We start from the raw sequence: 12,169 nt of genomic DNA on the forward strand, positions 1-12,169 counted from the left end.
TCCCCCAGACCCAAGCAACGAACAGGCCCGCCACCCGCGTGCCGGCAACAGAAGGAAGACCATGAACGACACCGTCACCGCCCCCACTCTCGACGCGATCGCGCGCCCCACCGGCGCGCTCGCGATGGTCGCGATGGACCAGCGCGAGAGCCTGCGCGCGATGTTCGACGCGGCCGGCGCCGGGCGCCCCGCCGACGACGTTCTCGTGCGGTTCAAGCTCGACGTCGCAGAAGCTCTCGGCCCGATCGCGTCAGGGTTCCTGATCGACAGGCACTATGGGTTCGCGGCGGTGCGCGACGACGTCGCACTTCCCGCGACGACCGGGCTCATCCTCGCCGCCGACGCCCTGACCCAGGCCGACGGCGGCCCGGTGGAGGAGACCGACCTGGATGAGGTCGTGCTCGCCCAGACCGACCTCGCCGGAGTGAGTGCCCTCAAGCTCCTCGTGATCTGGCGGCGCGACGACAAGCGCGAGCAGCGCATCCGTCTGGTCGAGCGGTTCGTGGCCGAGGCAAAGGCCCGCGGTGTGCTGTCGGTGCTCGAGCCCGTCGTGCGCGCGACCGAGGCCGAGCTGGCCGACGGGAGCTGGGACATGGACGTCGCCATCCGCGAAGCCGCCGCCGAGCTCTCGACGCGCGGCCAAAGCCTCTACAAGGTGCAAGTGCCCCTCGCCGGAACCGGAACACCCGACGAGCAGTACGAGGCGAGCGTCGCCCTGAACGAGGTGATCACCGGGCCGTGGGTGGTGCTGTCGCAGGGCGTCGAGCGAGACGCCTTCCTGCCCGCGGTCGAGGCCGCCTGCCGTGCCGGCGCCAGCGGGTTCCTCGCCGGCCGGGCGCTCTGGAGCGACGTGGTCGGTGAGCAGGACGTTCCCGCCGCGCTGCGCTCGCTGTCGGTGCCCCGCCTGCAGCGACTCACCGAGGTCGTCGACCGCGAAGCCCGTCCGTGGACAGAGGCATGACCCGCGTCGGGCTGCTCCACACGGTTCCGGCGCTCGCCGCGACCCTCGACGGGATGCTCGCCGAGGCGTTCGCCGCCCGCGCCGCCGACGCCGCGCCCGCCACGGCCGACCGCGTTCACATCGCAGACGCCCGGTTGCTGCAGACGGCCATCCGCGAAGGGGTGACGGATGAGGTGCGCGCCTCGGTGGCGGCGCACCTACGGCACCTCGTCGACGGGGGCGCCGACGCCATCCTCGTCACGTGCTCCTCGATCGGGGAAGCGGCCGAACAGGCCGCGGCCGAGCTTCCCGTTCCGGTCGTGCGCGTGGACGCCGCGATGGCCCGGGATGCGGTCGCCCGCGCGATCGAGGTGGCCGCCGCCGCCGAGGGTGCACGCGGAACCGCCCACATCGCCGTGCTCGCGACGAACACGGCGACGCTCGGGCCGACCACCCGGCTGATCGAGCGCGAGCTCGGAGCCGCAGGGGAGGTCTCCGCCGGGCGGATCACCGTCGCGTCCGCCGTCGTCGAGGGAGCCGTCGCGGCTCGCGAAGCGGGCCACCCCGACGAGCACGACCGCCTCATCGCGGAGGCCGTCGCCGCCGCTGTGGCCGGAGCGGGCACCGCCGCGCCCGCCGACGTGATCGTGTTGGCGCAGGCCTCCATGGCGCAGGCGGCCGATCGCGCCGAGGTGGTCGTTCCCATCCTGACGTCACCCGCCGGCGGTGTCGCCGCGCTCCTGGCCGCGCTTCCGTCGGTTGCGGGAGGGGCGGCATGAGCGCGCCAGGCGGCCCGGGTGGCGGTGCTTCGACCGCGCCGGGCGGCGCGGGTGGCAGTGCGTCGAGCGGAGCACAGAGACCTGGCGGCGTGAGTCTGCTGACCTACGGCGACCGGCTGGCCGGCGACCTGCGCGGCCTCGAGGCGTTGCTCGACGGCCCGCTGCGCGACTTCTCCGGAGTGCACATCCTCCCGTTCTTCGTGCCGTTCGACGGCGCCGACGCCGGCTTCGACCCGATCGATCACGGAGCCGTCGACCCGCGACTCGGCGACTGGGACGACGTGCGCGCGATCGCCGCCGGCCGCGAGGTGACCGCCGACCTCATCGTCAACCATGTCTCCAGCGAGTCCGCGGAGTTCGTCGACTGGCTGGCCCACGGCGACGAGTCGGCGAACGACGGCATGTTCCTCACCTTCGACACCGTGTTCCCGACCGGCGCGACCGAGGCGGACATCACGGCGTTCTACCGCCCGAGGCCCGGTCTGCCGTTCACCGCCTACCGCGGGGCCGACGGTTCGCGAAGGCTCGTCTGGACGACGTTCATGCCGACCCAGGTCGACCTCGACGTCGAACATCCGCGGGCCATCGACTATCTGCGGCGCATCCTCCGCACTCTGCGTGCGGGCGGTGTGACCACCGTGCGACTGGATGCGGTGGGCTACGCCGTGAAGACCGCCGGCAGCGACAGCTTCATGACGGAGCAGACGCTCGGCTTCGTGCGCACGATCGTCGCGCTCGCCCGGGCGGAAGACCTGCGTGTGCTCGTGGAGGTGCACGCCCACTACTCGCACCAACTCGCGATCGCCCCGCTGGTCGATCTCGTCTACGACTTCGCGCTCTCTCCCTTGCTGCTGCACAGTCTCGGCACCGGGACGGTCGAGCGCCTGACCGAGTGGCTGCGCATCCGCCCGGCGAACGCGATCACCGTGCTCGACACGCACGACGGGATCGGCGTGATCGACGCCGGACCCGCGGGCGACAGGCCGGGACTGCTCAGCGAGTCCGAGATGGCGGCGGTCTTCGACCGCGCGTCCGAGGCGACGGGCGGCCATTCCGCGATCGCCTCGGTGATCCCCGCCTGGATGACGCTGCCCCACCAGATCAACGCCACCTACTTCAGCGTGCTGGGCGCCGACCCGACGTCCTATCTGCTTGCGCGGGCCGTCCAGCTGTGGCTCCCCGGTGAACCGCAGCTCTACTACGTGGGCCTGCTCGGCGGACTCGACGACGTCGAGCAGTTCGAGCAGACCGGGCAGGGCAGGGATGTGAACCGTCACCGCTACACGCCGGCGGAAGTGGATGCGGCGCTCGACTCCGAGGTCACGCGGGCGCAGCTCGCGCTCGTGCGCATCCGGTCGACCCATCCGGCGTTCGGCGGCGACTTCGAGTTCCGCGAGGACTCCGGCGCCACGCTCGACCTCGTCTGGACGAACGGGGAGGCCCAGGCCACCCTCACGGCGATCTTCGCTCCGGAGCCTCGCTTCCGCATCCGGCTCACCGACTCCGCTGGCACGCACCTCATCGAGTCGGTGTCGCGGCTGGCCGCCTGGCCCGGCCCGGCTTGACCGCGTGGCGCTGGGGCCGAGCGTGGCCGTTCCGGTCGAACGTGGCAGGTGTGCCGGGCACACTCGACCGCACCGGCCACACTCGCCGCCGCCGGTGGCACCGGCCGCGCGCTCGCCCTTCGCCCCTGGCGGCGAACGTGGCACTTCGCGCCGAACGTGGCACTTTGCGCCGAGCGTGGCCGTTCCGGTCGAACGTGGCAGGCGCACCGGCCACACTCGACCGCACCGGCCACACTCGCCGCCGCCGGTGGCACCGGCCGCGCACTCGCCCCTCGCCCCTGGTAGCGCCGGCCGCGCGCTCGCCCCTCGCCCCTGGCGGCGAAGCGATCTCGGCGGCGAACGTGGCACTTCGCGCCGAGCGTGGCCGTTCCGGTCGAACGTGGCAGGTGTGCCGGGCACACTCGACCGCACCGGCCACACTCGCCGCGCGGCCACACTCGACGCGCGGCCACACTCACCGGTGCCGGGAGCAGTGGCCGCGCTCGACGGATTCCCAGCATCCCGCACAATTATGGGAACGATGCCACACTAGGGGGCGGCACATCATTTCACGCAGAACGACCAAGGAACGCATGCACACCATCGCCCCCGTGACACTTCGCCGCAGCGAGACGGCAGCCGTCATCGAGACGCCCTCCTACCTCCTCGAGGTCGCTTTCGCCCGCCCGCGCGTGCTTCTCGCCTCCACCGACGGCGAGCTGTGGACAGACCTCTCCCTCATCGCCAGTGTGGATCGCCTCGGGATGCCCGACGAAGCGAGCGGCCCGGTCGCCATCACCGTCGACCAAGACGAGGGCGGCGACGTTCTCATCACGGCCCGGTCCGATTCGAGCGCGTGGGAGTCGCGGGCGGTCGTACTGCGCTGCACCCCCACCGACGTGCGAGCCACCGTCGAGGTCACGGCGCGCACCACCGCCGGTGCGCACACCACCGCCGGTGCATCCACCCTGGCCGGGGCTCCCGCCGAAGCCGCCACCCCCACCCCCGCCGATGCGCACACCCATGCCGAAGCCATCGCACCCACCACTACCCCCACCCCCGCCCCCGCCATCACCGACGTCACCCTCTTCGGCGGCCAGGCGACCCTCCCGTCCGGTGCAGCGGGAACGTTCCGCTCGGGCATCCGTTTCGGGTCGGTTTTCGTCCCGACTCCCACCGAGCCGGTGCAGGTGGTGCGCCCGTCGACCAGCCAGGCGCAGATCGGCGTGGTCGGCGACGCCGAGCCGGGCCGTCTGCACGGCATCTTCTCGCCGCCTCCGCTGTGTTTCGCGTTCGGTCGCGCCGAGGTCGACGGGTCGTCCGCCACCACGGCTCCCGCGGGCGACTGGCTCGGGGTGTCGGTCGTCGCTCCCGTGGAGCAGCTCACCTTCACGACCGTGCGCTACGACGCGCTCGACGGCGGATTCCTGCTGCGGCTGGCCTACGAGGGACACACCCGTGTCGGCGCGGAAGGCTGGGTGTCGCCCGAGGTCGTGTTGCGTCCCGCGGATTCGCCGCTCGCGGCGATCGCCGACTACCGCGACGACCTGGCCGACCTCGGTTGGGCGCACGCCCCGGCCGAACCCGCCGACTGGTGGTTCGACCCGATCTTCTGCGGATGGGGTGCCCAGTGCGCCCACGCCGCCGCCCTCACCCGAGCCCGAGCCCGAGCCCGAGCCGCCGGAGACACGGCAGACGCAGCCCCCGACGCAGCCCCCGGGGCCGCCCCCGAACCCACCGCGAACCCCGACGGGTTCGTGCTGCCGGCCGGCGCATCCTTCGCCCCCGATCTCGCCCGGCAGCCTCTCTACGATCGCTGGCTGGCCCGGCTCTCCTCGCGCGGTGTCGCCCCCGGCACGATCGTCATCGACGACAGGTGGCAGGCCGAGTACGGCACCAACACGGTCGACACGGAGAAGTGGCCCGACCTACGCGGCTGGATCGCCGACCGCCACGACGACGGCCAGCGTGTGCTGCTCTGGTTCAAGGCGTGGGATGCGAGCGGGCTGCCCGACGCCCTCACCGTCAGAGACGCCCAGGGCCGGCCGCTCAGCGTCGACCCGTCGAACCCCGCCTACCTGGCCGCGCTCGCCGAGCAGGTCACCGGCATGCTGTCGCCTGACGGGCTCGACGCCGACGGTTTCAAAGTCGACTTCACCCAGCGCGCTCCCTCCGGCACGTCGCTGACCGCGCACACCGACGGCATCTGGGGCATCGCGGCGCTGCACGCCATCATCCGCACCATCCACGACGCCGCGAAGGCCGTGAAGCCGGATGCGCTGATCGTCACCCACACGGTGCATCCGTCGTTCGGCGATGTGAGCGACATGATCAGGCTCAACGACGTGCTCGAGAACGACGTGCACGGCAACCCGGTGCCGGTCGCCGATCAGGTGCGCTTCCGGCATGACGTCGCCGTCGCGTCGCTGCCGTCGCATCCGATCGACACCGACCAGTGGCCGATGCCGAACCGGGCCGAGTGGCTGTCGTACGCGCGCGTGCAGGCCGATCTCGGTGTTCCCGCGCTCTACTATGTGGAGTCGATCGACAACAGCGGCGAGACCATCGCCGACGAAGACCTCGACGAGATCGCCGCCATCTGGGAGCGCTACAGGGAGGGACGGGGCACCGCATGAGCGATGTCTTCGCGGAGGTCGCCCCCGGGGTCCACCGGTTCGCCGACACGTGCAACGTGTATGTCGTCACAGCGCCCGGCGCCGACGGTTCGGTGCGCGGCATCGCCATCGACTTCGGGTCGGGAGACGTGCTCGACCACCTGTCCGAGCTCGGGATCGACACCCTCGACGCGGTGCTGATGACCCACCACCACCGCGACCAGGGGCAGGGCCTTCCCCGGGCGGTCGCGGCCGGCATCCCGATCTGGGTGCCGCCGGTCGAGCAGGATCTGTTCGCCCGGGTGGACGAGATGTGGAGCGCACGCGCCCTCTACAACGACTACAACCTGCGGCAAGACAGGTTCTCGCTGCTCGAACCCGTGCCGATCGCAGGCGTCGTGCCCGAATACCGCGCCGCCCGGTTCGGCGCCGTGACGGTTCGCACGATCCCGACGCCCGGCCACACCATGGGGTCGGTCACCTATCTCGTCGAACGAGGGGATGCGCTCCTCGCGTTCACCGGCGACCTCATCTACGCGCCCGGCAAGGTGTGGTCGCTCGCCGCGACGCAGTGGTCGTACACCGAGAACGAGGGGCCGGCGATGGCCACCCTCTCGTGCCACATCCTGAGCGACGAGAACCCGTCAGTGCTGCTGCCCTCCCACGGCGAGCCGATGCCCGACGCCGTCTCCGCGCTGCGGCTGCTCGCCGAACGGATGCAGGGCTACGTCGACTCGCGCCGGATCGATCCGTGGGATCTCCGCGAGCGGCTGGAGCGCCCGTTCATCCGGCTCACCGAGCACCTGCTGCTGAACCGCACGGCCAACTCGTGCAGTTACGTGCTGCTCTCCGACTCCGGCGCGGCGCTGTTCATCGACTACGGCTACGACATGTCGACCGGCTGGCCGGCGGGCACCGACCGCGCATCCCGTCGCCCCTGGCTCGCCTCGCTTCCCGCTCTGAAGCGCGACTTCGGCGTGACGTCGGTGGAGGTCGTGCTCGGAACGCACTACCACGACGATCACATCGCCGGACTTAACCTGCTGCGCGACGTGGAAGGCACCGAGGTGTGGCTGCCCGAACATGTGGCGCCGATCATGGCCGACCCGATGCGCACCGACCTTCCCTGCCAGTGGTTCGAGCCCATCCCTGCCGACCGCGTGCTCGAACTCGGTGCGACGGTCGACTGGCGCGAATACTCGATCACCACCCACGACCTCCCCGGCCACACGCTCTATGCGGCGGCGTTCGAGTTCGAGGTGGACGGGGTGCGTGTGCTCGCCACCGGCGACCAGCAGACCGCCGACGGCCGGCTCGGCGTGCGCCGCGAGATCTTGAACTACCAGTACCGCAACCGGTTCCGTCGCGACGACTTCGTCCAGAGCGCCGCGCTGTATCGCCGGGTCGCGCCGGGACTCATGGTCACCGGCCACTGGAGCGGACGGGAGGTGGACGACGACTACCTCGAACTGCTCACCCTCCAGGGCGCCGAACTGGCCGACATCCACCGCGGGCTGCTGCCCGATGGAGACCTGGAGCCGGCGGCCGACGGCAACATCGCGCTGATCGAGCCGTTCTTCCAGCGCACCGTTCCGGGCGCGACGGTGGAATACACCGTCGTGGTCGCGAACCCGTACACCGAGGCGAAGGATGTTCTGGTGCGCCTGACCTTGCCCGACGGGTGGGATGCGGTGCCAGAAGCCCGCGTGCCCGTTGCGGCCGGGGCGACGGAGCGCATCCCGTTCGCCGTCACCGTCGGCCCGTGCCCGGGCAAGCGCCAGCGCCTCGCCGCCGACATCGCCTTCGGGACCACCCGCCTCGGCCAGCTCGGCGACGCCGTCGTCGACGTGCTCCCCCGCTCCTGATCCGGCGCGGACCGCTCCGCCCGGCGTAGTTGACCGGGCGGGAAAGAGGGCAATAGTATTTGTGGGAACGATTCCACACGGGGGACACCTCCCAGCTCCATCGGAAGGACATGATGGCTAACGGTCCACGCGCCGTCCTCTCACTCGACATCGGCGGCACCAAGCTGGCGGTCGCCGTGGTTACTGAGGACGGCCGCACACACGGGCTCATCGTCGAGCCCACGCGACGGGAAGAGGGTCCGGGTGCGATCGTTCCCAGACTCTTCGACATGGGGCATCGCGCAATCGCGGCGAGCGGTTTCGAGAGCGTGGAGGCCGTCGGCATCTCCTGCGGCGGCCCGCTCGACTCCCGTGCGGGCATCCTCACCGGCCCGCTCCACCTCCCCGGCTGGATCGACCTGCCGATCGTCGAGCTGGCCGAACGCGACTTCGGTGTTCCGGCGGCGCTGGAGAACGACGCCACGGCCGGTGCACTGGGCGAGTTCCGCTATGGCGCGGGCCGCGGCTCGGGAACCCTGGTCTACCTGACGATCTCGACCGGCATCGGCGGCGGTGCCGTCATCGACGGCCGCCTGCACAAGGGTGCGGCCGGCAACGGCGGCGAGTTCGGTCACGTGATGGTGCGCACCGGCGGTCGCCCGTGCCTCTGCGGCCGTCGCGGATGTCTCGAGGGCTACGCGTCGGGAACATCCATCGCCCTGCGTGCCACCGAGGCCGTCGCCGAGCGCGGGGCCGGTTCCGCTCTCGCCGAGCTTCCGGTCGTGCGGGCCGAAGACGTCGTGGCCGCAGCAGCGGCCGGTGACGCGCTTGCGACGGAACTTTGGGAGGAGACGATCGACGTGCTCTCGATCGCCCTCACCGACCTGGTCAACGTGTTCGAGCCCGACATGGTGGTGCTCGGCGGCGGCGTGACCCGCTCCGGCGACGCGCTGCTTCTGCCCGTGCGTGACCGCGTGGCGCAGGATGCGATGCCCCCGGCCGCCCGCGCCGCCGAAGTGCGGCTCGCCGCCCTCGGCGACGAGGTCTGCGTCGTTGGCGCGGGCGCCGTCGCTTTCGACCATCTCGACAGCCTCAAGGCTTTGACCGACACCCGGGAGATCACCAATGTCTGACTGGATGCGCGACCAGCTCGCCGCCCACATCGAGACCGCTGAGGCCGGCGACGCCCTCATCCCGGCCATCCGCGAGGTGGGGCAGCTGCTGTGCCGCGCCTTCGCCGACGGCCACATCCTTTACACGTTCGGAAACGGCGGCAGCGCGGCCGACGCCCAGCACTTCACGGGCGAGATCATCGGCCACTACAAGCGCGACCGCCGCCCGCTCGGCGCCGTGACACTGAGCACCGACCCGACGACGATGACCTGCATCGCCAACGACTACTCCTACGACGACGTGTTCTCGCGTCAGGTGCAGGGCGTCGCACGCCCCGGCGACGTGGTCGCCGCGTTCACGACGAGCGGCCGCTCGGCGAACATCGTCTCCGCGCTGGAGGCCGCACGGGCGAACGGCGCCACGACCGTGCTGTTCGGCGGCGGCGACGGCGGACCGGCTCTGGAGTTCGCCGACTACGCACTGCTCAGCCCCTCGACCACGACCCCCCGCATCCAGGAGTTCCACACTTTCATGCTGCACGCCCTGTCTGAGATGGTGGATGCCTGGGCCGACGGCGACAAGGAGTTCGCGTGACCGACACATCCGACGCCCCCGGCACCGACGCCGGGAGCGCAGCCCCCGTGGGCGCTGCCGCCCCGCAGGCCGACGCCGCGCAGACGGCGACCCCGCAGACCCCCGCCCCTGACGCCCGCGGGTTCGAGGCGGCCGCGGAGGTCGCCCGGGAGCCGCAGCCCGACGCCCGTTCCGCCGACGCGCCGATCGCGAACGCCCCGGCCGGCAAGCAGCCCGCCGGGCTGTCCCGCGATCTCCGGCCGGCGGCCACGCCCGACCGAACGATCCACATGATCGGCAACGCCCACCTCGACCCCGTCTGGCTCTGGCCGTGGCAGGAGGGCTACCAGGAGGCGCGCGCGACGTTCTGGTCGGCGATCCACCGCATGGACGAGTACCCCGACTTCGTGTTCACCTGCGACCAGATCGTGTTGCTGAGCTGGGTGGAGGAGTCCGACCCAGAACTGTTCGCGCGCATCCAGGAGCGCGTCGCCGAAGGTCGCTGGGTGAATGCCGGCGGCTGGTGGGTCGAGCCCGACAACAACATGCCGATGGGCGAGAGCTTCGTTCGTCAGGGGCTCTACGGCCAGCGCTACCTGCTGAGCCGGTTCGGCAGGCCGGCGACCGTGGGGATGAACGTCGACCCGTTCGGGCACAACGCGATGATCCCCCAGATCCTGCGAGGCCAGGGCATGGACTCGTACATGTTCCTTCGCCCCGGTCCGCACGAGAGCGACCTGACGCAGTCGCTGTTCTGGTGGGAGGCGCCCGACGGGAGCCGTGTGCTGGCCTACCGCATCCCGTTCGAGTACGGGAGCCCGCCCGGGTCGGTCGACGGCCAGACGGAGAAGTCCCTCGCGGCCCTCGACCGCGGGCTGGGCGACGTCATGGTGTTCTACGGCGTCGGCAACCACGGTGGTGGCCCCACCATCGCGAACATCGAGTCGATCCACCGGTACGACCGGATGGGATCCTTCGGAAGGATGAAGATGTCCTCACCGCGTGAATACTTCGACGAGGTGCTGGGCCGGGGCGAGGGGTACCTGGATGCGCTCGCGGTGCGCCGCGACGACCTCCAGCACCACGCCGCCGGCTGCTACTCCGCCCATTCCGGCATCAAGGCCTGGCAGCGGCGCGCGCAGTTCGCCGCGCTGTCGGCCGAGCGCTGGGCGATCGTCGTCGCAGCGCAGGCCGGGATCGAGTACCCGCGCGAGCAGCTCGAGACGGCGTGGAAGCAGATCCTGTTCAACCAGTTCCACGACATCCTGCCGGGCTCCGCCATCGAGCCGTCGTACGACGACGCGCGCGACCAGCTGGGTGAGGCCGTCTCGATCTCGAAGCGCATCATCACGCAGGCGCACAACGTGATCGCCCGCCAGGTCTCCGTGCCGTTCGAGGTCGGCACGCAGCCGGTGCTCGTGTTCAACCCGCATCCGTGGCCCGTGTCGACGGATGTGGACATGCAGTACGGCTCGCAGAAGATCGGCGTGCACGTGGTCGACCAGAACGGCGAGCCGGTGGTCTTCCAGGTCTCCCAGTCCACGGCGACGACGGATGACGTGAGCCGAGGCGCGATCGTGTTCCGCGCCGAGGTGCCGGCGCTCGGCTACCGGCTGTACCGCCTGCGCCCTGGTCCCGGCCCTGGCGTGGGATCGGGCTCCGGCTCCGAGCTCAGCGTCTCCGAGTCGGTCATCGAGAACGCCAAGGTGCGCATCGAGCTCGACCCGGAGACCGGATGGATCTCCTCCTACCTCGACAAGGCGACGGGCGTCGATGTCATGGCGGGCGTCGACGGTGCGCAGCACACGCAGGTGTGCGAAGACCCGACCGACACCTGGGGCCACCGCGTCGTCTCCTACGCGTGGCCCGGCGCGACCATGAAGCTGCGCCGCGTCGTGGTGCGGGAGACCGGTCCGCTGCGCTCGCGGGTGCGGGTGGAACGGGAGTGGGGAGCGTCGACGCTCATCGAGGAGCTCATCCTCGACCACGATTCGTCGGTGCTGCTTGTCAACGTCACACTCGACTGGCGGGAGGAAGCGCACCTGCTGAAGCTGCGCTTCCCGACCAGGCTCATGGATGCTCAGGCGACCTACGAGATCCCGTTCGGCCACCTGGAGCGTCCGGTCGACGGCGCGGAGGAGCCCGCCCAGTCGTGGGTCGACCTCACCGGAACGATCGACGGCACTCCGGCCGGCCTCACCGTGGTCACCACGAACAAGCACGGGTACGACGTGTCTCCCGGCGACGAGCCGAGCATCGGCATCACCGCCGTGCGCAGCCCCGTCTACTCGTGGCACGACCCCCGGCTGCTCGATCCCGAAGGCATCTACTCCTTCCAGGATCAAGGAACGCAGCGGTTCAGCTACGAGCTGGTGCCCCACGCGGGCGACTGGCGCGAGGCCGAGCCGACCCGGCGGTCGGTGCTGCTCGGCGCTCCGGTGCGTGCCATGCAGGAGTCGTCGCACGACGGCGCCCTGCCGGCGGAGCACTCGTTCGCCTCCGACGGTGGCGGAACCGTGATGGTCACGGCGGTGAAGGGCAGCGAAGACCCGTGCGACGCACCCGGTGGCGCAGACCTCGTCGTGCGCGCGGTCGAGACCCGCGGCGAGAAGGGGCGCTCGCGCATCCGGATCGCCGGTCGCCTGATCGAGGAGGACTTCGGGCCGTCGCAACTGCGCACGTTCGTCGTGCCCGCCGACCCCGCCGCACCCCTGCGCGAGGTCGACCTCGTCGAGCGGCCGCTCCCCACCGCGTGACCGAG

Annotated in this window: 8 protein-coding genes; all 8 read left to right on the top strand. The window is 71.2% G+C overall.

The window, feature by feature from the left end:
- The first annotated feature begins 61 nt into the window (after positions 1–61).
- The 8 genes from ACFVWR_RS05615 to ACFVWR_RS05650 all read left to right on the top strand — a co-directional run bounded on the left by ACFVWR_RS05615 (position 62) and on the right by ACFVWR_RS05650 (position 12,164).
- Positions 62–961 carry a hypothetical protein gene (locus tag ACFVWR_RS05615; RefSeq protein WP_387208883.1) on the top strand — a complete coding sequence of 300 codons (900 nt, stop codon included), beginning with the start codon at positions 62–64 and terminating at the stop codon, positions 959–961.
- Positions 958–1,719 (top strand): aspartate/glutamate racemase family protein, encoded by a 762-nt coding sequence (locus ACFVWR_RS05620; RefSeq protein WP_387208885.1) that lies wholly within the window; start codon positions 958–960, stop codon positions 1,717–1,719. The genes ACFVWR_RS05615 and ACFVWR_RS05620 overlap by 4 nt, the downstream gene beginning before the upstream one ends.
- An 89-nt stretch (positions 1,720–1,808) precedes the next feature.
- Entirely contained in the window at positions 1,809–3,284 is a 1,476-nt protein-coding gene (gene gtfA / locus ACFVWR_RS05625; RefSeq protein WP_387208887.1) for a sucrose phosphorylase, read from the top strand.
- Between the two features lie 572 nt (positions 3,285–3,856).
- Positions 3,857–5,899 carry a hypothetical protein gene (locus tag ACFVWR_RS05630; RefSeq protein ID WP_387208889.1) on the top strand — a complete coding sequence of 681 codons (2,043 nt, stop codon included), beginning with the start codon at positions 3,857–3,859 and terminating at the stop codon, positions 5,897–5,899.
- Entirely contained in the window at positions 5,896–7,743 is a 1,848-nt protein-coding gene (locus tag ACFVWR_RS05635) for an MBL fold metallo-hydrolase (RefSeq protein ID WP_387208891.1), read from the top strand. Before ACFVWR_RS05630 ends, ACFVWR_RS05635 begins: the two co-directional genes overlap by 4 nt.
- Positions 7,744–7,856: 113 nt before the next feature.
- Positions 7,857–8,855 carry an ROK family protein gene (locus ACFVWR_RS05640; protein ID WP_387208893.1) on the top strand — a complete coding sequence of 333 codons (999 nt, stop codon included), beginning with the start codon at positions 7,857–7,859 and terminating at the stop codon, positions 8,853–8,855.
- The gene (locus tag ACFVWR_RS05645; RefSeq protein WP_387208895.1) at positions 8,848–9,429 is read left to right on the top strand and encodes an SIS domain-containing protein; all 582 of its coding nucleotides are present in this window, start codon (positions 8,848–8,850) and stop codon (positions 9,427–9,429) included. Before ACFVWR_RS05640 ends, ACFVWR_RS05645 begins: the two co-directional genes overlap by 8 nt.
- Positions 9,426–12,164 (top strand): alpha-mannosidase, encoded by a 2,739-nt coding sequence (locus ACFVWR_RS05650; RefSeq protein ID WP_387208897.1) that lies wholly within the window; start codon positions 9,426–9,428, stop codon positions 12,162–12,164. Before ACFVWR_RS05645 ends, ACFVWR_RS05650 begins: the two co-directional genes overlap by 4 nt.
- Positions 12,165–12,169 lie beyond the last annotated feature (5 nt).

Source organism: Leifsonia sp. NPDC058292 (assembly GCF_042880955.1).
GTDB lineage: Bacteria > Actinomycetota > Actinomycetes > Actinomycetales > Microbacteriaceae > Leifsonia.